We start from the raw sequence: 22,063 nt of genomic DNA, 5'->3' as shown, positions 1-22,063 counted from the left end.
ACTCAGAAGCGATAGTTGGCGGTCAACTCGATACGACGTCCAGGACCGTTAAACCATTGCGTGCCGGAGTAGTAAGCAGTGGTGAAGTACTGCTTGTCGAACACATTGAAACCACGCAACGTCACCGTGGTATCGCGTGATGCTTTCCATTGCAGTGCGAGGTCGGTCGTGGTGTACGCAGGCATGACCAAAGTATTGGCATTGTCTGCATAGCGTTTGCCGACGTAACGCAGGCCGCCGCTGGCAGTCCAGTCGGGAATGAAGTTCCAGCTCAGCCAGATATTGGCCAGGCGTTCGGCGACGTTCGGCGGGACGTTGCCGGAACGGGAGACCGCGACACCACCGACGGAGTCATTGAAGTCATCAAACTTTGCTCGCAGGATGGCTGCGTTTGCATCGAGTTGCCAGCCCGGAGCGAAGGCCAGCGCCAGGGTTCCTTCCAGTCCGGTAGACGATTGTTCGCCGACCTGGATACGCACCGCAGGATTGGTCGTGTCGCGGCTGAGTAAATTATTTTTCTTGATGTTGTAAGCGGCCAGTGTCCATTCGCCCTTCTTGTTCCAGAATGCCTGTTTCACACCGACTTCGATTTGCTTGCCGGTAGACAGGTCGAACTTGCTGTTGGCAGCCGTAATCATCAACAGGCCGCCGACAGGATCGGCTGCTTCCGAATACTGTGCGTAGAGCGCTGTATCAGGAGTGATGTTGTAGACCGTGCCCAGACGCCAGCCTACATTCGAATATGTTTGATCAAAGGCAGGCGTATTCGTCACCAGGTCGGCACGGGATACATCGGCATGGTCGTAACGCAAGCCGCCGAGTACCGACCATTTATCCGTTAGCTCTAGACGGTTTTCTGCGAAGACGGAATATTGTTGCGCTTTGTTGCGGTAACGCGGGATGGTAGGTATCGCGCTGAAGAAGGTACCCGGTACCGGGTTATAAGGATCAACGGACGGTGAGGCACCGAAGTAAGTATTGTTGGTGTGCTGGAACGAACTGTCGCTCACGTCAAAGCCTACCGATACCTGATTTTTAAGGCCGAACAGACGACCACGGAAAGTGGCGTCGGTGGTATTCCCTATCTGGGTCTGGTCGTGCATGATTTCCGTCGCACCGCTGGATGCGGGTCTGTCGATCAGGCCGGTGCCAGGGTTGTAGACATAGGATTCCGCATTGCGCCAGTGCCGTTTGCTGTCTATGTAGTACAACTTGCTGCGTACGGTCGTATCCGCATTCGGTGTCCACTCAGCGGACAATTCAGTCCAGCGATCGTCATACTGGATTTTGCTATCGCTGACGTTGTAGTTCTTTTTGCGCAGGGCTTCCAGTTGCTGGCCGTTGACCAATGGCGTGCCGAAGTAGCGCATTGGTTCTTGCCGACCTTGTGCATAGCTGAGCTTCAGACGGAAGTCGGCCGAGACGTCGAGTTGCAATGCGCCGGAAAAACTCAGGTTGCGTGAGTCGCCCATATCAACCCAGCCATCGGAACGATCGCCGCTGAGGTCGATGCGATATGACAGCTTGTCATTGATAGCACCACCACTGCCGAAGCCCAGGCGTTGCGTGTTGTCGGTGCCTATGGTGGCTTGCACTTCATTTTGTATCGCGCCACGAGTTGGCTTTTTCGGTATCACATTTATCACCGCACCAATAGCGCCATCGCCATAGATTACGGAAGCCGGTCCGCGTAGTACTTCGATGCGATCGATAGACCAGGTGTCGAACGGAAAGGACACGCCGACGCCGCCGTATTGACGGGTGCCGTCATACAAACGCATGACAGAGGTGGTGTCGGTAAAGCCGCGGGCGGAAAGCGAGGAGCCGCTATTGCCCGGATGCCCCATGCCGCTGATGCCAGCACTGCGGGTAATGGCGTCGACCAGATTGGCATCGCCGCGCTGCTCCAGTTGTTCACGTGTGATGACACTGACGCTGGCTGGTGTCTGGAATGGTGTGAGGTCCAGGTTGGAGCCGGTAGAGGCCGGCGACTTTAAGGTGCCGGCTGGTTCCGGGCTGACCGAGATGCTGGGCAAGGTGGTGGTGTCAGCCGCCGATGCAGAGTGCATCGCCAGCAGACATCCCAGTGTGCAATGCGTGTACAAAACAGCGTGTGCCAGTCGACGTGGCAGCGTGTGGCTTTCAAATACGAGTTTCATTGTTGATCCAAAAGTAGTCTGAAGGGCGCTTAGTGTTTATGCGCGGTGTTGAGTGCGCGCGCTGGGACTTGCAATTCCAGCGTTTCGCGCTTCTTGTCTTTGTCTTCAAATGTCAACGTGAGCGGAATCACATCCCCCTCTTTGACTGGCTGCTTCAGATCGAAAAACATGATGTGATAGCCACCCGGTTTGAGCATCACGTTCTGGCCTGCTGGCAGATCCAGGCTGCTGATCTGACGCATGCGCATGACGTGGTCTTGCACCGCCATTTCATGGATTTCTGCGCGTGCAAGGGGTGACTGTGCATCTACCAGACGTGTGCCTTTGGCGCTGTTTAGTTGCATGAAGGCGCCGGTGGCTTTTTGTTGTGGCACGGTGGCGCGTACCCAGGCGTCGCTGACCGTTACTTGAGCAAAAGACGACGCGCAGGCGAGACTCAGCAATGAAGCGAGTAAGAACTTGTTCATATGGATTTCCTCTGATGGAAGATGGATGCGGATTACTGCGCGATTTGTGTTGATATGCCAAGCGCAGCGCGACTGGTAACGACGCAGGAAGCGCCGCACTGGCTGGCGCTGGCCAATATCGGCAGTGCGACCAGTTGCATTTCAACGGCTGGATTTTCAGCCGTCGATGCAGCGACAGAAGCATGACGCTGGATGCTGACGAGCAGCGCAACGATCACGAGCGCAATCAGATTGAGGGTGATGACGAATTTACGGCGAGTTGACATGGCGAACTCCTGTTTCGAGATGAAGACACACCGCCAGACAGACGCACGCCTACGGGCGTACGTGCTAACGGTACTCAGCAACGATCAGGAAAAAGCCGGGGGAGCGCGGGGTTGTGCAACGGCCCAGGCGAACAGTGGGCGCGATGCCTGGTAATACAGTGGAGGAAGGACGTGATCGCCGCTGACTACCGGCATCACGAAATCGGCCGGAGGCGGCAAGCCTACCGAGCCTGCGTGCGTCATACAAAACGCACAGTGTTCAAAGTGTATGGCTCTTTCAGCAGGTTTCGGTGCCTGTGAATTCTGGTCCTGGTCGACCATCATCATCTTGCTACCGTCTACCGTACAAATTTCAACCCAGGCATTTGGCGCACCTTTGGCGGCAGCAACTGCATGCGAGATCGACGGTGCAAGCGACGCCAGCAGGATCGCAAAACATGCGATCCAGGTGGTCCATCTATGCTTGGCTTTCGTCATTCGCATGGCGCGGGCATCAAGGAAAAAGGGAAATTTAGACAACCATCTTGTTGACGGCTGGCGACTTATCGCGGCTGATTATAGCCGTGCTTCGAATGAAAGCGATAGTGGCGGCGCTATAAATCATGTTGGATATGCGCACATATATACGCTGGAATTGCGTGTTATATGCATGTTCACTTGTAAAAATAATAATTTTGTTTGTCGTTTGAATTCCTTGCACTGAAGTGCCAGCGGTTACACAGAAATGTGGAATAACGCCTCAGACATGCAGTAACGGAACAAAAAAGGTATGGTTGATGCTGGCTCATTAACCATACCCATACATGCCTACACTGCCTCCATCTACGCAGTTATCTTCGCCATCTCCGCGCTACTTGCTGGCCGCAGGCGCACTGATCGTGCTGGCGCTGGCCATCTCTTTTATCAATCCGCATGAACGCCTGACCTGGTTGATGGAAGTCATGCCGGTATTGATCGCCCTGCCTTTGCTGGGATTCACTTATCAGCGTTTTCCACTGACGCCATTGTTGTACTTCCTGATTTTCCTGCATGCGCTGATCCTGATAGTCGGCGGCACCTATACCTATGCGCACGTACCTGTCGGTTTTTGGGTGCAGGATTTGTTTGGGCTGGCGCGCAATCCTTACGACAAGCTGGGACACCTGTGGCAAGGACTGGTACCGGCATTGGTGGCGAAGGAAATATTCGTGCGCAGGCAGTTTGTCAGCGGCAAGAAGATGGTCGCCTTCCTCGCCATCTGTGTGGCGATGGCCATCAGTGCCTGGTATGAACTGATCGAGTGGTGGGCCGCCGTCATCATGGGGCAAGGCGCGGATGAATTCCTCGGTACGCAAGGTGACCAGTGGGATACGCAGTCGGATATGTGCATGGCTTTCTTCGGCGCGATGATAGCCGTTATCCTGCTTGCCAGATGGCATGACAGACAGATCGACCGCGTGATCAGTCATCACTGAGGAACTGTGGCAAGCTGATGTTGTCATCTGTTTTCGTCCTGAGCTGAGGAGATCATCATGAGCAAATCTGCGGTAGCAACGAAATCCACTATCATTCCATGCCTGCGTTATCGCGATGCGTTGGCAGCAATAGACTGGTTGTGCGAAGTCTTTGGTTTTGAAAAGCAGGCGGTGTATACCAATCCGGATGGCAGCGTGGCCCATGCGCAGCTGACTTTGGGCGGTGGCATGCTCATGATCGGGTCGGTGGTGGCCGATAGCGAGTGGGGCAAACTGATACGCCAGCCGGATGATATCGGCGGTGATGAAACGCAAAGTCCGTATCTGGTGGTGGCGGATGCAGATCAGGTTTACGAGCGTGCACTGAAGCGCGACGCAGAGATTGTCATCGATATCAAATTTGAAGATTACGGCGGACGGGGTTTCAGTTGCCGCGATCTCGAAGGTCGTTTGTGGAGTGTCGGCACTTACGACCCGTGGCAATGATGTGCTGCATCAGTATTCTTCCGACTAACGCAATATGACAAACAGGGGCTGACTGTGGATCAGGGTATCTTGCGGCAATATTTATACGATCACATCCCCCTGTCACAGGCGATGCAGGTCGAAGTACTCAGCGCCCAGCCGGATGGCGTGCTGCTCACCGCGCCCTTGCCGCCCAACATCAATCACCAGGAAACGATATTCGGCGGCAGCGCCTCTGCGGTAGCGATACTGGCAGCATGGTCCTTGCTGCATGTACGCTTGCAGCATCAGGGCATCAGTAGTCGCCTGGTTATCCAGAGCAACACCATGCAGTATGAATTACCCATCGCCGGTAGTTTTACCGCGCGCTCCTATCTGGAGCCGGATGCCGACTGGCCGCGTTTCCTGCGTACGCTGGCGCGCAAGGGCCGGTCGCGGATTTCAGTCAGTTCGGTGCTGGAATTTCAGGGGCAGCAAGCCGGCAAATTGCACGGGGAATTCGTCGCGCTGGCACCGGAAGCGCCCTGATAATGGCTGTAGACAGCCTGCGCCGCGCTCAGCGTCTGCCCGTTTTTAGGCTATAGTGCTGCACACGCAAGAAATCAGCATATCCCGGGCGGTGTTTCTAGCCCAGTAAAAACGCCCATTTTCCTGCAGATGAATACGTAATATTTACAATCAGATATCACTTTTAAATCATGAGCGACGACAATTTCAATGCACGGGACGTTACCCGTCCTAGCACCAAAGCACCGGATCCTAATGCCAAATTCTGGGATATCGCAGACACCTTCATCCACCTTGCCAATGAAAACTGCAAGGGTGCTGAGCGCGGCCAGGTTTGTGCAGCGATGATGTATGCAGCGGCACGTTTCAACGCGTTTACCGCTTCAGTTGATGCACCGAGCGGCGCAGTTTTCAAATCCGAAGCGGACCCTGCAGTTGCTTACTTCCGTACCGAGTTTGAAAAGATGTTGCGTGAAAACTTCCGTGATTATGCTGAGAACTTCAAAAGCTATCACCCGGAAAAAAGCTGAGTTTAAGCAGCCAGCCATGCACTGATAAAAAAAGCCTCGCCCTGTTAAACAGCAGCGAGGCTTTTTTGTGTCTGGTCGGGAATGGCTCAGGCCGATTTCGACAGGATGTTGAAGTGTTCCACGACTGGCGGCGAAGCGAAGAATGGGCCGACGATGCCGCGCCATTCGAGGAAGGCAGGTGAGCCACGGAAATCAACGGTATGATTCTCCAGTGTCGCCCAGTAAATCTGGATGACGTAGCGCTCTGGTGTTTCTATGCATTTGTTGATGACGTGCGATTGATAGCCCGTCGCCTTGCCTATCACTTGTTCCAGGCCGCGCTGTACGGCAGCGTCAAATTCAGCTTGTTGGCCAGGCTGGATGCGGATATCGACGAGTTCGAGAATCATGTTTGCTTCCTGTAATAGTGTGGTGAATGCGGAATTATTACATTTTGCCCGGTGGGCTGCATCACTTCGCTGTTTTCCATACCGGTGCGGCTACTGTTCAGCCAGCAGCGATGTGCGTAAGCTTAGAACTCATGTCATGAATATCCGTGAGATGCGGATATTTATGACATGAGTTCTAATATGAATTACACGAGAGGAACAAGTATGCGAAGAATTCTGGTTGGCCTGATGTTGGCAGGCATTGCGATGGCAGCGCTGCCGCTGCATGCGCAGCAAATAGGTGAAGTCAGTACCGCCTTCCGCTTCCTCGGCAAGAATGACCGTATCGTGATTGAAGCCTATGACGATCCCAAGGTGACGGGCGTTTCCTGCTTTGTATCCCGTGCGCGCACTGGTGGTGTCAGCGGCACGGTGGGTCTGGCTGAAGACACGGCGGACGCGTCTATCGCCTGTCGTCAGGTCGGCGACGTCCTGACATTTAAGGGAAAATTACCCAAACAGGAAGATGTATTCTCCGAGCGGCAGTCGATACTGTTTAAACGCCTGCATATCGTGCGCATCGTTGATCCGGTACGCAACACCCTGGTCTACCTGACCTACTCCGATAAGTTGATAGACGGCAGTCCGAAAAATGGCGTGACCGCGGTGCCGGTGCCGCGCAGCAATCCTATCCCTATCAAGTAAGCCATCACCACGCGGAGCACCATGTCCACGCCGATCAAGAATTCCCATGTAGTCACCGCTTCCTATTTCCTGGCAGCTTTCGCCCTGCTGCTGGTGATGCATCAGGGTTTGCTGGCAGCCTTGTTTTCCGGCTTGCTGGTGTATTCACTGGTGCAGATGCTGGCACCGAGATTGGGCCGCAAGCTGGTCGGACAAAAGGGCAAGGTTGCTGCCGTCGCTTTACTCAGTGCGCTGATCGTCATCATCCTGTTTGCGCTGGTCTGGGGCTCAGTTGCCTTCTTCCGCAGTGACGTTGGCAGATTGTCGGTGTTGCTGCAAAAGATGGCCGATATCCTGGAGGCGACGCGCAGCCAGATCCCGGCCTGGATTGCTGCCTATGTACCGGTGGATGCGGAAGCCTTGCGCAGCATGATCACAAGCTGGCTGCACACGCATGCGCTGGAAGCGCGCACCATGGGTAGCGAGGCGGGGCGCATTCTGGCGCATATCCTGATCGGCATGATCATAGGCGCGATGGCAGGCTTGTACGACACCACTACCACACGGGTGTATCAACCGTTGGCAGCGGCTCTGCATGAACGCATGATCGCGCTGCATGCTTCATTCCGGAATGTCGTCTTTGCGCAGGTGCGCATCGCTGCCATCAATGCGCTGTTGACAGGCATTTACCTGATCGTGATATTGCCATTGGCCGGGGTAGACCTGCCCTTGCGCAAAACCATGGTGGTGGTGACTTTCATTGTCGGCTTGCTGCCGGTGATCGGCAATTTGATTTCAAATACGATACTGGTCGTCATCGCACTGTCGCACTCGGTGCATGTCGCATTGAGTTCGCTGGTGTTCATGATGGTGATACACAAGCTCGAGTATTTCCTGAATGCGAAGATCATCGGTACACATATCAATGCGCGTACCTGGGAATTGCTGACGGCGATGCTGGTGATGGAATCGATATTCGGCATACCCGGCGTGATAGCCGCGCCGGTGTTCTATGCCTATGTCAAAAAAGAATTGATGGATAGAGGCCTGGTGTAAAGACTCAGGCTTGCGCGCGCAGCCAGTCCAGCGCGCCCTGGCCTGCAGTGCGACCACTGGCGAAGCAGGCGGTCAGCAGATAGCCGCCGGTAGGTGCTTCCCAGTCCAGCATTTCACCGGCGCAGAATACGCCGGGTTTGCTGCGTGCCATCAGTTGCGCATCGAGCGCTTCAAACAACACACCACCGGCGCTGCTGATGGCTTCGTCTATCGGACGTGCCGCCAGCAGTTGCAGCGGTACAGCCTTGATCGCTGCGGCCAGTTTGGCCGGCTGGGTATATTCTTCCTTAGTCAGATATTCATGCAGCAAGCCTGCCTTCACGCCGGCGATGCCGACCTTGCTTTGCAAATGGCTGGCCATGGAACGTGAGCCGCGCGGATACGACACTTCTTCCAGTACGCGTTCGGCTGACTTGCCGGGAGCGAGGTCCAGCGTGAGTGTGGCGCTACCGGTGCTATTGATTTGTTCGCGCAACGCAGACGACAAGGCATAGATCAGACTACCTTCGACACCGCTCTCGCTGATGACGAACTCGCCCTGTCTTTGTTGTAACTGCCCTTGCTGGTCGAGATAAGTGGCGATCACGGGCTTGATGGGCTGGCCCGCATAGCGCTCGCGGAAGTGTGCACTCCACGCGACCTCGAAACCGCAATTCGCTGGCTGTAATGGCGCACTGTGTATGCCTTGCTGTTCCAGCGTTGCCAGCCATTTGCCATCAGAACCTAAGCGCGCCCAGCTAGCTCCGCCCAGCGCCAGCACGACAGCATCGGGTTTGATATGCAGTTCCTGTTCCGGCGTGCTGAAATGTAATTGTCCTGCATCGTCCCAGCCCAGCCAGCGGTGTCGCATATGGAAGCGCACGCCCGCATCGCGCAGACGTTTAAGCCAGGCACGCAACAGAGGTGCGGCTTTCATATCGGTCGGGAATACGCGCCCGGATGTACCAACGAAGGTGGGTATCCCCAGTTCGTGTACCCATGCGCGCAAGGCTTCCGGATTGAAGTCTTGCAGTATGGGCGCGATTTGTTCGGCGCGTGCGCCGTAGCGTGCGACGAAGGCTGGTTCAGCTTCGGTGTGCGTCAGGTTCATGCCGCCTTTGCCTGCCAGCAGGAACTTGCGCCCTACCGATGGCATCGCGTCGTACAAATCGACTTGCACGCCTTGTGCGATCAATACTTCGGCCGCCATCAATCCGGCAGGGCCACCGCCGATGATGGCGACGGTATATTTCTGCAGCTCAGGCATCTGCACACCCTTTCAACAAGGACGGAGTGTTGCGAATCAGATGGTAAGCGGCTGTGTACATGGAGTCTGGTGTCGGATGAAGGCTGGTGCAATTGCTCGCAGCAGCGAAGGCGCCATTCTTGATCATGGGCGGATTTTTCTCAAGCTCAAGTATTCAATAAATCAAATATTCGCTATCGGCGATAATGCGCGTCTGACATCAATTCATTGCAAGCTATAGGAAGCCATCATGACACGTACACGTTGCAGCTGGGTCAATCTCGACAGTCCGCTTTATGTGGCTTACCACGACGAAGAGTGGGGCATACCCTGCCATGATGAAACCCGCCTGTTTGAAATGCTGAACCTAGAAGGTGCGCAAGCCGGTCTCAGTTGGCTGACGGTACTGAACAAGCGAGAAAGTTATCGTGCCGCTTTCGACCAGTGGGATGCGGAGAAAATCGCACGCTACGATGACAAGAAGGTTGCAGAGTTACTGGCCAATCCGGGCATTATCCGCAACAAGCTCAAGGTTGCTGCCACCATAGGCAATGCAAAGGCATATCTGCGCCTGCGTGACGAAGTCGGCGGCCTGGATCCTTATCTGTGGGCATATGTGGGTGGCAAACCGATCAAAAACCGTTGGGCAACCATCAAGGATGCGCCGGTAAAGACGGCTATATCGGATCAATTGTCCAAGGATCTGGCGAAACGCGGGTTCAAGTTTGTCGGATCGACAATTATGTATGCATATATGCAGGCGATAGGCATGGTCGACGATCACACGGTCGACTGCTTTTGCTACAAGGGGAAGAAATAGGGTGTAAGCCAGGCCCGCTGGGACTTGCGCGAACGACAGGCAAAAAAAAGCCCGCTCAAAGAAGGCGGGCTGAATCTATATCAAAGGAGGAGACATAGAGGAGACAACTGAAGTATATGGATGGCTGTGCTTGCAGGCTACTTTCCTTTTCTGATATCCGATATTCACAATGCGAATAACAATGAAAATAGCTATTTTGATATGTCAGTGAAGTGCTGCAAGAAATTGCGAGAAGTTGGCAGATCGCTTATTCTTGGGCAAAAAAAAAGCCCGCGCAGGTGGCGGGCTAAATCTATATCAAAGGAGGAGACATAGAGGAGACAACTGAAGTATATGGATGGGCGCGCCTGGAGGCCACTTTCCTTTTCTGATATCAGTTATAGAATATTCATATATGGCAACTTTTTGCCTCTAAAGTCCCTTACAGCCTTTCTCTAAATCACAGTAACTGCTCACATACTGTCTCTATCTTTGTCGCGTTCCGCGGACAAAAAGCCTCTTAGATATGTCAGCCCCGCATCATTTCACTAGCCGAAACGCATTTTTCGCGTCCGGTGCACTTTTAAAAAATTTGCTAATATCCGCTGGCTGATTCAAAACGATGCTGTTTGTTGCATCGTTGCAGGTGCCGCTACCTGGTTCAGGTGCCGGGCCGTTAAATATAAGGAAGTGGGGACGACCCCACCGCTCCATCATCAATTGAGGACGGCCTCGACACTATAGGAAGTAGCACTATGTCTTGGACTATTCTGATTATTGCGGGTTTGTTTGAAATTGGCTGGGCGATCGGCCTGAAATACACCGAGGGCTTTACCCGGCTCTGGCCTACCGTTGGGACGGTACTGGCGATGGTGATCAGTGTCGCCTTGCTGGGCGTGGCGATGAAAACGCTGCCGGTAGGAACTGCTTATGCAGTCTGGACCGGTATCGGTACCGTTGGCACGGTCATCCTCGGCATGATCCTGCTGGGTGACGCGGTCACCGTGGTGCGCATACTCTGCATCATGCTGATTGTTTCCGGCATCGCCGGTCTGAAGTACTTCAGCTAAATAATTGATGCACTAATAAAAAACGGAGCGCATGGCTCCGTTTTTTTATTTGTCTTTCTTTTTGCTCTTCTTTTTCTTCTTGCCGGATTTCTTTTCTTTCGGCGCCAGCATGGTGCCGCGGCAGCTTTCCGCGCCACAACGGCATTCGTAAGCTTTTTTCAAAGCCTTGGTCTGACGGTCTTCGACGATCAGGCCGTAGTCGTAATTGAATTCTTCTCCGCGTTTGATATCGCGCAGTGTGTAGATAAAGACGCGCCCTTTTTCTTCGCGTGCTTCGCAGTTAGGTTCGCAAGCGTGGTTGATCCAGCGCGCATCGCTGCCGTCTGCACCACCATCGATCATTTTTCCGCTTTCGAGGCTGAAGAAAAAGGTGTGGTACGGATTTTCCGGATCAGTGCCGTGACGCTTGAGTGCTTCCTTGTCGCTGATGCGCTCGCCTTCATACTCCAGCAGCATCGAATCAGCCTTGATATTGCGTGTCGCGAAAACACCGCGGCCGTGTACCGGTGAATTTCTGACGAGGAATGCAGGTTTATCTGAGGATGCCGCAGTTGGGGTCTTGCTCGATTTGGTCATGTTGAATCTAAAGGGAAGAGTTTTTCAGGCTTGCTTGAGTCCGACAATAATCTGCAAGTAGCGTTCCACTTGCTACGCGCGCTATTGTCCATCAATACGCGTGCAAGAACAATTGAGCGCATGGCTTTATCGGGAGATTAGTGCAGATACGCTACAGAGTCAGTGTAAAAACACTGAGATGACAAGCGTATGACAGGAAGAATAAAAGCGGACGAATAAAAGCTGGCTGCGCGCATTGCACGCGCAGCCGTCGTGCAGTTAGAACTCTTCCCAGTCGTCGCCGGTGCGATCGGCGGTGGCCGTCTTCTGTGCCGGGGCGCTGTTACTCCTGGCTGGCAGCGCCTGGTGGCTGGGTCTGCCTGCTATCTGCGCTTGCCGCTCAGGTGTGTAGTGACGCACCTCACTCATCAGACTGGGCCCACCGCCATTCAGCTTGAATGTGCCGACCACCTGCGACAGGCCATCAGCCTGTTGTTGCAGCGAAGCGGCGGCCGCTGCAGCTTGTTCGACCAGCGCGGCATTTTGCTGGGTCATTTCATCCATTTGCGTGATGGCCTGGTTGATTTGCTCGATGCCGGAAGTCTGTTCCTGGCTGGCCGCAGTAATCTCGGCCATGATGTCGGTCACGCGTCGCACGCTGCTGACTATCTCGTCCATGGTGGTACCGGCCTGGCTCACCTGCTTGCTGCCCGCTTCCACTTTATCGACTGAATCGCCGATCAGGATTTTGATTTCCTTGGCAGCGGCAGCTGAACGTTGTGCCAGGTTACGCACCTCGGCTGCGACGACCGCGAAGCCGCGTCCTTGCTCACCGGCACGTGCTGCCTCAACTGCGGCATTCAGCGCCAGGATGTTGGTCTGGAAAGCGATGCCGTCGATTACACCTATGATGTCGACGATTTTGCGCGAGCTATCCTGGATGGAACTCATGGTTTGCACCACTTCTGACACTACGACGCCGCCTTTGACTGCAACTTCGGAAGCCGAGGCGGCCAACTGATTGGCCTGGCGTGCATTGTCCGCATTCTGGCGCACGGTTGACGTCAGCTCTTCCATCGAACTCGCCGTTTCTTCCAGCGAACCGGCTTGTGCTTCGGTGCGGCTGGAAAGGTCGGCATTGCCGGATGCTATCTCGCCGGATGCGAGCGTGATGGTTTCGGTACCGTGACGTACTGCGCTGACGGTTTGCGCCAGGCTGTCGTTCATGTCCTTGATGGCTTGCAGCAGTTGCCCGGTTTCATTGCCGGAGCGTACCTGGATTTGCTGGGTCAGGTCGCCTGCCGCCACGCTGCGGGCGACGCCGACTGCTTCACGCAATGGACGCACAATCAGTCGCAGCAGCCAGAACGCCATGAAGCCTGCCAGCAGCACGCCAAAAATAATTGCGGCGATGGAAATGCCGCGCACGAAGGTGAAGCGCGTCTGCGATGCTTCGAACGCATGCTTTGCTTCTTGCAGCTGGATATCGATCAGTGCGGAGACGTCATTGCGCACCGGTGTGATCAGCCCTTCCATGGTTTCATTCACGATTTCAGTGACGCGCAGCACATTGCCGCCGCGTGATGCTGCAATCGCCGGGATCAGCGCCTTGTCGACAAATGTTTTGTAATCGGTACGGAATTTATCCGTGAGTGCTTTTTCATCGGCGGTAGCTTCGGTTTGCGAGTAAGCGGCGAAGGTGCTTTCTATTTTTTTCGCGCGCTTTTCAATGGCATCCATTTTGGGCAGCACCAGGTTCGGATCGCCGTAAATCGAAGTGGCGAGATCAAGCTGATTGATGGTTAGCAATGTGATGACGGTATTCAATTCGCCCAGCGCCGTGGTGCGGTCTTCGTACACCGTTTTCAGCGCGTTGTTGGTGACGGATAAGGAAGTCAGGCCCAGTACGCCGGTACCGACCAGCAGCAGGGAGAGTATGCCCATGACGGACAGGAGCAGGGATTTGATCGTTAAATTCTTCAACATGATGCTCTCGGACAAGTGAATTGCGACAGGAATGGAAGAAAACTTGCCGCTTAGGCGTGCACAGGCGCACGCCCATCCTCACGGACGGACAAGGAATAAGGGCCGGCTGGGTTCAGGCCGCGTGTTGCTGGATCAGGCCCATCTCGTTGCTGGACATCAGGCGGTCGATATCAACCAGGATCAGCATGCGTTCATCGACGGTGCCGAGGCCGACCAGGTAATTGGTGTCGACTGCGCCACCCATTTCCGGTGCCGGTTTGATTTGCTCTGGTGTCAGCGTGATGACGTCAGACACGCTGTCGACCACCATACCAACGACACGATTGTTGATATTGAGGATGACAACAACCGTGAACTGGTCATAGGTCGGGGTGCCGAGATTGAACTTGATGCGCATATCGATGATGGGCACGATGATGCCGCGCAGGTTGACGACGCCCTTGATGAACTCGGGGGCATTGGCAATTTGCGTGACGGCATCGTAGCCGCGCAGTTCTTGCACCTTCTGGATGGAAACGCCGTACTCTTCCTGGCCTAGCGTGAATGCCAGGTACTCGAGTGTTTCGCCATGACTGGAATTGGCGGATTGCGTGCTAAGTGTGGCCATGTGCACCCTCCTTGCGGTCTCTGTTAAGCGTTCTGTGAACGTCTAATTTTTAACGTCGATTTTTTAATGGATGTAGAGCGATTGCCACAAGACCAAACTAGCTGCTGCAGCCTTGCACAGCCACCTTAAACAATTAGTTTCCTTGCGTCAACAAGGCTGGAGGCCAGATCTGGTGCGGGGAGAGCCGTAAATCTGGCATCATTTGCAGGTGCCGACAGGCTTTGTCATAGGAGGATGTGCGCATGTCATGCGTGTATAGCTAGCCCCTGCCGATGTTGGGCCGGAAGGCAAAAGATTGTTAAATAAGTCAGGAGCCAGCAGGAATGACGGTCTCCGCACCCTATGTATGCGGCCTGATAGCGCCGATATGCATCGTGGTCGCAGGGCTTAGCTGGAGTAAAATAGCGCCCTGCCGACCGACACGACCCTGGCGGCAGCACAGTTTTTTACAGGGCCTGGCTGGAAACAAGCATGTTGCGATTGACCGACGTTCAACTCCCACTCGACCATCAAGAAGAAGATCTCAAAGCCGCGATCCTCGCGCGGCTGGGTATTGCTGCAGATGATTTGATTGCCTACACGATATTTCGTCGTGGCTATGACGCGCGCAAAAAGAGCGCGATCACACTTGTCTACACACTGGATGTGGAAGTAAAGAATGAAGCCAAGGTGCAAAAGCGCCTGGCGGGCAATCGTCATGTCGGCCTGACCCCGGACACCAGTTACCACTTCGTGGCACAGGCCCCGGCGGGTCTGAAAACACGTCCGGTCGTCATCGGTACCGGCCCTTGCGGTATTTTTGCCGGATTGATCCTGGCACAGATGGGCTTCAACCCTATCATCCTTGAACGTGGCAAAGCCGTACGTGAACGCACCAAAGATACCTTCGGCCTGTGGCGCAAGCGCGAGCTGCATCCGGAATCGAATGTGCAGTTTGGCGAAGGCGGTGCCGGTACTTTCTCGGACGGTAAGCTGTGGAGCCAGGTCAAGGACCCCAAGCATTATGGTCGCAAGGTTTTGACCGAATTCGTCAAAGCCGATGCGCCGGAAGAAATCATGTACGTCAGCAAGCCGCACATTGGCACCTTCCGTCTGGTGAAGATGGTGGAGCTGATGCGTGCGTCTATCGAAGAACTGGGTGGTGAATTCCGTTTCGAGAGCAAGGTCGACGATATCGAAGTCGAAAACGGCCAGGTACGCGGGCTGAAGCTGGCCGACGGTACACACATTGAAACAGATCACATCGTGTTGGCCATCGGCCATAGCGCACGCGACACGTTCCAGATGCTGCATGCACGCGGTATTTATATAGAGCCGAAACCATTCTCCATGGGCTTCCGCATCGAACATCCGCAATCGCTGATCGATCGCTGCCGTTTCGGTCCGAATGCGGGCAATGAAATCCTCGGCGCGGCCGATTACAAACTGGTGCATCACGCCAGCAACGGTCGTTCGGTCTACAGCTTCTGTATGTGCCCGGGCGGTACTGTGGTGGCAGCGACTTCGGAGCCGGGGCGCGTCGTGACCAATGGTATGAGCCAGTACTCACGTAACGAACGCAATGCGAATGCCGGTATCGTGGTCGGCATCACGCCAGCTGATTATCCGGGTCATGCTTTGGCCGGTATGGAATTCCAACGACAGTGGGAATCACGTGCCTATGAACTCGGCGGCAGTAACTACGATGCGCCGGGCCAGCTGGTCGGCGACTTCATCGCGAACCGTCCATCGACAGCTTTCGGTTCGGTACTGCCTTCCTATAAGCCAGGCGTCAAACTGGGCGACCTGAATCCATCGCTGCCTGACTATGCGATCGCCGCAATCCGTGAAGCCTTGCCTGCTTTCGATAAACAGATCAAAGGCTTCTCGATGGCCGACGCGGTACTGACCGGTATCGAAACCCGCACCTCATCGCCTATCCGCATCAAGCGCAATGACAACGATTTGCAAAGCCTGAACACACGTGGCCTGTTCCCGGCCGGTGAAGGCGCTGGTTATGCTGGTGGCATTATGTCGGCGGCGATAGACGGCATACGCGTGGCTGAAGCTGTCGCACTTAGCATGCTGGACGGCGTCAGCCGCGGCACCACGCGTTAAATATTTGTCCATTTCGTAGTCCTGCCCGTGCGTGTGTAAACACACGTCACGGCGCGTCATCCTTAGCTCTGCAGTGCATGACCGCTCACTATCATTTTTGTGAATAGTGCGTATTTGCCTGCGTGGCCTCAAGTTGCATCAAGTTATCCGCCTGGCTGGTCGTAACAAGATCCACCACCTAAGGGATAGACAATGATCAATTTTTCAAACATGAAAATCGGTACACGACTGACGCTGGGGTTTGGCGTGGTCCTGGCCTTGTCCATCGCGATTGCAGCAGACGGCATACACCAGTTGCACGCGGTATCCGATATCACACGCAGCATGCTGGAGATGCCGATCGCCAAGGAACGCATGGTCAGTGACTGGTCAGCGATCACCAAGGCCAGCATCACGCGCACCATCAGCGTGGCAAAAAGTGCTGATCCTTCACTGGCACAGTTCTCGGCGAAGTTTGCGGCCGATGACAGCAAGCAGTCGATGGAGATCATCCAGAAGCTGGAGCCTCTGCTGAATACCGAACAGGAAAAAGCGTTGTACGCAAAAATCCTCGACGTCCGTAAAACCTTCCTCGCGGGGCGTGAAGGCGTGATGAAGCTGAAGACCGAAGGCAAGGAAGCAGAAGCAGCGAAATATTTCGATGCGACTTTCCTGCCTGCCGCAGATAGCTTTAAGAATCACTTCACCGAATTTGTCGAACTGGAACGCAAGCAGATGGATGCCGGTACTGCCCAGCTGAGTGAAGTGGAAGCAGCGAGTGCACGCCAGCTGATGCTGTTGTCTGCACTGGTGCTGGCATTCGGCATGTTTTGCGCATGGCGTCTGACCATAGGCATTACACGTCCGTTGAAAACAGCTGTCGACGCAGCGCGGCGTGTGGCCGGTGGTGACCTCACGAATGACATCAAGGCTGAATCCAAAGATGAGTGCGGCCAATTGCTCGCAGCGTTGAAAGACATGAACGACGGCCTGCAACGCATAGTCGGTGAAGTCCGTCTGGGTACTGATGCGATTACCACTGCATCCAACGAGATCGCCGCAGGTAATATGGATCTCTCTTCCCGCACCGAACAGCAAGCCAGTTCATTGGAAGAAACTGCTTCGTCTATGGAAGAGCTGACCTCGACCGTCAAGCAAAATGCAGATAATGCACGGCAGGCGAATCAACTCGCAGCGTCGGCATCCGAAGTCGCGACCAAGGGTGGCGAGGTTGTATCGCAAGTGGTCGAGACCATGAGTTCCATCAATGAATCCTCGCGCAAGATCGTCGACATCATCAGCGTCATCGATGGCATCGCCTTCCAGACCAATATCCTTGCGCTGAATGCAGCGGTCGAAGCTGCACGTGCAGGTGAGCAGGGGCGTGGCTTTGCGGTGGTGGCGACCGAAGTGCGCAGTCTGGCACAACGCTCTGCCAGTGCTGCCAAGGAAATCAAGGCGCTGATCGGGGATTCGGTAGGCAAGGTTGATACCGGCAACAAGCTGGTCACCGAAGCGGGCGCAACCATGGATGAAATCGTTAGCAGCATACGTCGTGTCACCGACATCATGGGCGAGATCACGGCCGCCAGCCAGGAACAGAGCGCGGGTATCGAGCAAATCAACCAGGCCATAGGCCAGATGGATCATGTCACCCAGCAGAATGCATCGCTGGTGGAAGAAGCTGCGGCTGCTGCGGAATCCATGCAGGATCAGGCGCGCAAGCTGGGACAAGTGGTGGGTGCGTTCAAACTCAGCGATGCGCAAGCAGCGTTTGTACCGCGTGCAGCGAGTGTGGTTCAGCTAGGTAAGAGCGCTACGAAATCGTCCGGAGTTCCGGTACCGGCACCGCAGCCTAAACTGCGGGCTAACGGTGCGGCACCAGTCGGTGACGAGTGGGAGCAGTTCTGAGTAGCGTCGGCTGCTTATCGCTTATAACCAGCCGGACTTCTTGAAGCGGTAGTAGAGATAGCCGCAGACGCAAACCACCAGTAGCACCGAAGCCGGGTAGCCATACTTCCAGTCGAGTTCGGGCATGAACTTGAAGTTCATGCCCCACAAGCCGAAGAAGGCAGTGGCTACCGCAAAGATAGCGGCCCATGCAGCGAGCCGCTTATTCACTTCACTTTCTTCAATCGTTACCATCGACAGGTTCACCTGGATCGCGGTGGCGACCGTATCGCGGATCGCATCGGTCAGCGCATTGATGCGGTACAGATGATCGCCGACGTCACGGAAGTAATCACGCGTGCTTTCGCACAGTGCCGGTACACGTCCGCCTGAGAGTTTGCCGACCGCTTCCATCAGCGGTGCGACCACGTGCTTGAGCATCACGACCTGGCGCTTCAGGTCGTATAAGCGTTCGATGTTGAGGCGTGCCAGCCCTTTGTCGAAGATCTTGCCTTCAATGGTTTCCAGCTCCGCTTCCAGGCTTTCCACCACCGGGAAGTAGCGATCGACGACTGCATCCATCAATGCATACAGCACGAAGGCCGAGCCTTTGCGCAATTGCTCCGGTTCCTGTTCGCAGCGTGCGCGTACGCCGAGGAAGCCCTGGTTGCTGCGATTACGTACCGACAGCACGTAGTTCTTGCCGGTAAAGATATCGATTTCGCCTATGTGCAATTCGCCATCCACCATTTCTGCAGTCTTCACGACTGTGAACAGTGAATCACCGTACTCTTCTATCTTGGGACGCTGATGACCGTTGCGTGCATCTTCGACCGCGAGTTCATGCAGATTGAACTCTTCCTGCATCTGCGCCAGCTCAGCCGGCTCGGCGTCCTTCAGCGCAACCCAGACAAAGCAATCCGGACGTACCAGGTAGTCGCTGATTTCATCAATAGGGATGTCGGATAGTTTATTGCCGTCCTGATAGACGACGCAGTTGATGAGCATGTATAAAGTCTCCGAAATTGGGGCCGCTTGTTCTTGTGTTTAGCTGAGAGTACACACTCACTGTGTCGCTCCGTCAAGCTTTCCATGCAGGCTGTGTTTGATTATTGACCGCCGCGTTCCACTGAAGTTGCACAGCTGGCTTGCACGCTGGCGCGCTTAGCTTCCTTGCTGCCCTGTACGCACTGGCGATAACGTTCTACATAAGCGTTGAACAAGCTGCGTGCCTCAGGCACCGGCAAGGCGATCAAGCGCAAGGCCAGCGCGCGGTTGACCTGGAAGTGCTGGTAGTCGATCGGCGCATCCCAGTTGCCACCCCAGCCGAGGAAGCCGTGGTGGGCAAAGACTTCGACCACTTCTTCCGCCATGCCCTGCCGTGCAGGCTTGCCGGGTCGCACCGCAAGTCGGTTCGCATACTTGCTGCCGCCGGGCGGACTGTAGAGTGCTTTGCCGTCGGCTTCAAACTGCACGTAGGGATTCTGCAAGGGATTGATATCGATGGCGACGCCGTAGGCATGCAGCGATGGCGCTTTGCCATTGGTGATGCGCCTGTCGTTAAAGGCCGAGGTATTGTTGTCGCGCATGGAGGCCACATCATCGCCGCGATAGTGATCCATCAGGCGCGCACGGGCGATGGCGAACTTACGTTGCAGCAGCGTATCGAAAATGGCTTGTACATGCTCGGCGACCGCAGCCAGCACCATGATCTCGCCATCGTTGCGCAGCTTGCCGTCGAAATCGAGGTAAGAGAAATGCACGATGCGCAATTGCGCGCAGGTAACCGGTGCATCTTTTTGCATGACGCCTTGCTGGCGCATGGTGTTACAGGCGGCAGGGCTAACTTCGGAAATCGATGATCCGGCCTGGGCGGTCGTTGCGACACATAGCAGGGCAACGGCGGTGTAGCGGTGTAAAAGCGGAAATAGTTTCATGGATGCGTGATGGCGGTTCCGAAAAGGCGTGTTTCATTATATGAGCGCCATGTTGCCAGTTATACCAATTCCGCGCTGGTTTCCATCAGGGCAGCGTAAAATGGCCGCTTCGCCGTAGTTTTCGCCTGTCCTCGCCTCATGACCATACTGCTTTCCACGCTAAACGCCCGTTACACGCATGCCTCCCTCGGTTTGCGCTATCTGCTGGCGAACATGGGCGATTTGCAGGACGTCACGCAGATACAGGAATTCGTGATCGGCGCGCGCACCACCGATATGGCGGAGAAGCTGTTGCAAAGCAAGCCGCGCATCATCGGTTTCGGTGTCTATATCTGGAACGTGGAAGAAACCACCAAACTGGTCGCCCTGCTCAAGCGGGTGGCACCGGAAGTGGTGATCGTGCTGGGTGGGCCGGAAGTGTCGTATGAGTCGTCCGAGCAGACCATCGTGCAGCTGGCCGATTACCTGATTACCGGCTGGGGCGATGTGACCTTCCCGCAAGTGTGCAAACAGATACTGCACGGCCCGAAGCCGTTGATGAAGATACACGCAGGTGTGCAGCCGCCACTGGCCGAGCTGACCATGCCTTACAGCCTGTATTCAGATGAAGACATCAAGAACCGCACGCTGTATGTGGAAGCGTCGCGTGGCTGCCCGTTCAAATGCGAATTCTGCCTGTCGGCGCTGGACAAGACGGCCTGGCCTTACGACCTCGACCTCTTCCTCGGTGAGCTGGAAACGCTGCATGCACGTGGTGCACGTCTGTTCAAATTCGTCGACCGTACCTTCAACCTGAATATCAAATCCAGCCTGAAGATCATGCAGTTCTTCCTCGACAAGCTGGAAGCACATCCGGAAGATCCGGTCTATGCACACTTTGAAGTCGTGCCGGATCATTTGCCCGACGCCTTGAAAGAAGGTATCAAGAAATTCCCGGCGGGTACCTTGCAGTTTGAAATCGGCATCCAGAGTTTCAACCCGGAAGTGCAGACCCTGGTCAGCCGTAAGCAGAATAATGAAAAAGCCGCCGAGAATATTCGCTGGCTATGCGAGAACTCGCACGCGCATTTGCACGTCGATCTGATCGCGGGTTTGCCGGGTGAAGATGTGGCCAGCTTTGCGTGTGGCTTTGATCGCCTGCTGGAGCTGGGGCCGCATGAAATTCAGTTCGGTATCCTCAAGCGTTTGCGCGGCACGCCTATCATTCGTCATACGCAGGACTACGGCCTGGTGTTCGATCCTTATCCGCCTTATACGATCCTCGCGACGGATCGCATAGACTTCAATGAAATGCAGCAGCTGGTGCGCTTTGCGCGTTACTGGGATCTGATCGCCAACTCCGGCCGTTTCGCACATACCTTGCCGCTGATCTTGCGCGAGACGCCGTTCGCCAACTTCATGCGCTTATCGAACTGGCTCTACTCGACTACCGATGCGACCAATCGGATTGCGCTGGAGCGTCTGGCGGTACTGGTGCGGCAATGGTTGGTGCTGGAAGGTATGGATGAAGAAGCGGCAGCCGAAGTCGTGCGCAGCGATTATGCGGGACAAGCCAATACCAAGTTAAAGACCGAGGCCGTGCACAAGCAGGCCGTTAAAGAAGAGAAACAAGCTGTGCTGCAGGACGCCCTGTCCAGCCTTACGCGGCGGCAGGCGCGGCATATGGCTTCGTAATTCAAGCGGCCAGTTGTTGCTGCCAGGCCTCGATTAACTGGCGTGCAGCCGGTTCGATGGTTTCCAGCGCGATACTCTTTTGCTGATGGAAGATCATCAGCGCATAGACTTTGGCCAGGATGTTGACCTCAGGCGACAAGGCCCGCTCTTCCCCGGTGGAGGGACGTCGGTGACGCCAGTGATTAATGGCTTGTTCGAGGTCGGCTAGGGTGATGTCCATCGCCTCATTGTACGCTCGCACAGCTGTGGCGGTAAGCAGGTGTAAAAAGTTGCTGCCCAGCTTTGCAC

The 22,063-nt window shown here is 55.0% G+C and carries 23 protein-coding genes; 11 read left to right on the top strand and 12 right to left on the bottom strand.

The window, feature by feature from the left end; genetic code table 11:
* Positions 1 to 2 precede the first annotated feature (2 nt).
* The 4 genes from H7U06_RS00860 to H7U06_RS00845 all read right to left on the bottom strand — a co-directional run bounded on the left by H7U06_RS00860 (position 3) and on the right by H7U06_RS00845 (position 3,375).
* The gene (locus H7U06_RS00860; protein WP_175624351.1) at positions 3 to 2,159 is read right to left on the bottom strand and encodes a TonB-dependent siderophore receptor; all 2,157 of its coding nucleotides are present in this window, start codon (positions 2,157 to 2,159) and stop codon (positions 3 to 5) included.
* A 29-nt stretch (positions 2,160 to 2,188) separates the two neighbouring features.
* Entirely contained in the window at positions 2,189 to 2,626 is a 438-nt protein-coding gene (locus H7U06_RS00855; protein WP_175624350.1) for a copper chaperone PCu(A)C, read from the bottom strand.
* Between the two features lie 32 nt (positions 2,627 to 2,658).
* The gene (locus tag H7U06_RS00850; RefSeq protein ID WP_175624349.1) at positions 2,659 to 2,892 is read right to left on the bottom strand and encodes a hypothetical protein; all 234 of its coding nucleotides are present in this window, start codon (positions 2,890 to 2,892) and stop codon (positions 2,659 to 2,661) included.
* Positions 2,893 to 2,976: 84 nt separating this feature from the next.
* Positions 2,977 to 3,375, bottom strand: coding sequence for a DUF2946 domain-containing protein (locus tag H7U06_RS00845; protein WP_175624348.1), 399 nt, complete (start codon positions 3,373 to 3,375; stop codon positions 2,977 to 2,979).
* Positions 3,376 to 3,695: 320 nt separating this feature from the next.
* Here H7U06_RS00845 and H7U06_RS00840 point away from each other — a divergent pair, with 320 nt between their 5' ends.
* From H7U06_RS00840 to H7U06_RS00825, 4 genes are all read left to right on the top strand, one after another.
* The gene (locus H7U06_RS00840; RefSeq protein ID WP_175624347.1) at positions 3,696 to 4,346 is read left to right on the top strand and encodes a DUF2238 domain-containing protein; all 651 of its coding nucleotides are present in this window, start codon (positions 3,696 to 3,698) and stop codon (positions 4,344 to 4,346) included.
* A 57-nt stretch (positions 4,347 to 4,403) separates the two neighbouring features.
* Positions 4,404 to 4,832, top strand: a complete 429-nt coding sequence (locus tag H7U06_RS00835; RefSeq protein WP_175624346.1) for a VOC family protein — start codon at positions 4,404 to 4,406, stop codon at positions 4,830 to 4,832.
* 54 nt (positions 4,833 to 4,886) lie between these two features.
* Positions 4,887 to 5,339, top strand: coding sequence for a YiiD C-terminal domain-containing protein (locus tag H7U06_RS00830; protein WP_175624345.1), 453 nt, complete (start codon positions 4,887 to 4,889; stop codon positions 5,337 to 5,339).
* Between the two features lie 170 nt (positions 5,340 to 5,509).
* The gene (locus tag H7U06_RS00825; RefSeq protein ID WP_175624344.1) at positions 5,510 to 5,848 is read left to right on the top strand and encodes a DUF3144 domain-containing protein; all 339 of its coding nucleotides are present in this window, start codon (positions 5,510 to 5,512) and stop codon (positions 5,846 to 5,848) included.
* Between the two features lie 86 nt (positions 5,849 to 5,934).
* Here H7U06_RS00825 and H7U06_RS00820 read toward each other — a convergent pair whose 3' ends face one another.
* Complete coding sequence (locus tag H7U06_RS00820; RefSeq protein ID WP_175624343.1) at positions 5,935 to 6,237, bottom strand: antibiotic biosynthesis monooxygenase; 303 nt, start codon at positions 6,235 to 6,237, stop codon at positions 5,935 to 5,937.
* A 204-nt stretch (positions 6,238 to 6,441) separates the two neighbouring features.
* Between H7U06_RS00820 and H7U06_RS00815 the strand changes: the two genes are divergently transcribed.
* On the top strand, positions 6,442 to 6,921 hold the full coding sequence (locus tag H7U06_RS00815; RefSeq protein ID WP_175624342.1) for a CreA family protein: 480 nt from the start codon (positions 6,442 to 6,444) through the stop codon (positions 6,919 to 6,921).
* A 21-nt stretch (positions 6,922 to 6,942) separates the two neighbouring features.
* Positions 6,943 to 7,956, top strand: a complete 1,014-nt coding sequence (locus H7U06_RS00810) for an AI-2E family transporter (protein ID WP_175624341.1) — start codon at positions 6,943 to 6,945, stop codon at positions 7,954 to 7,956.
* A gap of 4 nt (positions 7,957 to 7,960) precedes the next feature.
* On the opposite strand, the gene H7U06_RS00805 is transcribed toward H7U06_RS00810, so the two are convergent.
* Entirely contained in the window at positions 7,961 to 9,202 is a 1,242-nt protein-coding gene (locus H7U06_RS00805) for a TIGR03862 family flavoprotein (protein WP_175624340.1), read from the bottom strand.
* Between the two features lie 229 nt (positions 9,203 to 9,431).
* Here H7U06_RS00805 and H7U06_RS00800 point away from each other — a divergent pair, with 229 nt between their 5' ends.
* Entirely contained in the window at positions 9,432 to 10,001 is a 570-nt protein-coding gene (locus H7U06_RS00800; RefSeq protein ID WP_175624339.1) for a DNA-3-methyladenine glycosylase I, read from the top strand.
* 734 nt (positions 10,002 to 10,735) lie between these two features.
* Positions 10,736 to 11,050 (top strand): quaternary ammonium compound efflux SMR transporter SugE, encoded by a 315-nt coding sequence (gene sugE / locus H7U06_RS00795; protein ID WP_124572966.1) that lies wholly within the window; start codon positions 10,736 to 10,738, stop codon positions 11,048 to 11,050.
* Positions 11,051 to 11,095: 45 nt separating this feature from the next.
* Here sugE and H7U06_RS00790 read toward each other — a convergent pair whose 3' ends face one another.
* From H7U06_RS00790 to H7U06_RS00780, 3 genes are all read right to left on the bottom strand, one after another.
* Positions 11,096 to 11,626, bottom strand: coding sequence for an SET domain-containing protein (locus H7U06_RS00790; RefSeq protein WP_175624338.1), 531 nt, complete (start codon positions 11,624 to 11,626; stop codon positions 11,096 to 11,098).
* 258 nt (positions 11,627 to 11,884) lie between these two features.
* On the bottom strand, positions 11,885 to 13,591 hold the full coding sequence (locus H7U06_RS00785) for a methyl-accepting chemotaxis protein (RefSeq protein ID WP_175624337.1): 1,707 nt from the start codon (positions 13,589 to 13,591) through the stop codon (positions 11,885 to 11,887).
* 112 nt (positions 13,592 to 13,703) lie between these two features.
* Entirely contained in the window at positions 13,704 to 14,198 is a 495-nt protein-coding gene (locus H7U06_RS00780) for a chemotaxis protein CheW (protein WP_175624336.1), read from the bottom strand.
* 471 nt (positions 14,199 to 14,669) lie between these two features.
* Between H7U06_RS00780 and H7U06_RS00775 the strand changes: the two genes are divergently transcribed.
* Complete coding sequence (locus H7U06_RS00775) at positions 14,670 to 16,295, top strand: NAD(P)/FAD-dependent oxidoreductase (RefSeq protein ID WP_175624335.1); 1,626 nt, start codon at positions 14,670 to 14,672, stop codon at positions 16,293 to 16,295.
* Between the two features lie 192 nt (positions 16,296 to 16,487).
* On the top strand, positions 16,488 to 18,185 hold the full coding sequence (locus H7U06_RS00770) for a methyl-accepting chemotaxis protein (RefSeq protein WP_175624334.1): 1,698 nt from the start codon (positions 16,488 to 16,490) through the stop codon (positions 18,183 to 18,185).
* 21 nt (positions 18,186 to 18,206) lie between these two features.
* Here the strand turns inward: H7U06_RS00770 and corA are convergent, their stop codons facing one another.
* Positions 18,207 to 19,172, bottom strand: a complete 966-nt coding sequence (gene corA, locus H7U06_RS00765) for a magnesium/cobalt transporter CorA (protein ID WP_175624333.1) — start codon at positions 19,170 to 19,172, stop codon at positions 18,207 to 18,209.
* Positions 19,173 to 19,273: 101 nt separating this feature from the next.
* On the bottom strand, positions 19,274 to 20,101 hold the full coding sequence (locus H7U06_RS00760) for a M15 family metallopeptidase (RefSeq protein ID WP_254873102.1): 828 nt from the start codon (positions 20,099 to 20,101) through the stop codon (positions 19,274 to 19,276).
* Positions 20,102 to 20,239: 138 nt separating this feature from the next.
* Here H7U06_RS00760 and H7U06_RS00755 point away from each other — a divergent pair, with 138 nt between their 5' ends.
* On the top strand, positions 20,240 to 21,775 hold the full coding sequence (locus H7U06_RS00755) for a B12-binding domain-containing radical SAM protein (protein WP_175624332.1): 1,536 nt from the start codon (positions 20,240 to 20,242) through the stop codon (positions 21,773 to 21,775).
* 1 nt (position 21,776) lies between these two features.
* On the opposite strand, the gene H7U06_RS00750 is transcribed toward H7U06_RS00755, so the two are convergent.
* The gene (locus tag H7U06_RS00750; protein ID WP_175624331.1) at positions 21,777 to 21,995 is read right to left on the bottom strand and encodes a DUF3717 domain-containing protein; all 219 of its coding nucleotides are present in this window, start codon (positions 21,993 to 21,995) and stop codon (positions 21,777 to 21,779) included.
* Between the last annotated feature and the right edge of the window lie 68 nt (positions 21,996 to 22,063).

Origin of the sequence: Herminiimonas sp. Marseille-P9896, from assembly GCF_903993245.1 — a bacterium.
GTDB lineage: Bacteria > Pseudomonadota > Gammaproteobacteria > Burkholderiales > Burkholderiaceae_D > Oxalicibacterium > Oxalicibacterium contaminans.
This window is presented reverse-complemented; position numbering and strand designations above follow the sequence as displayed.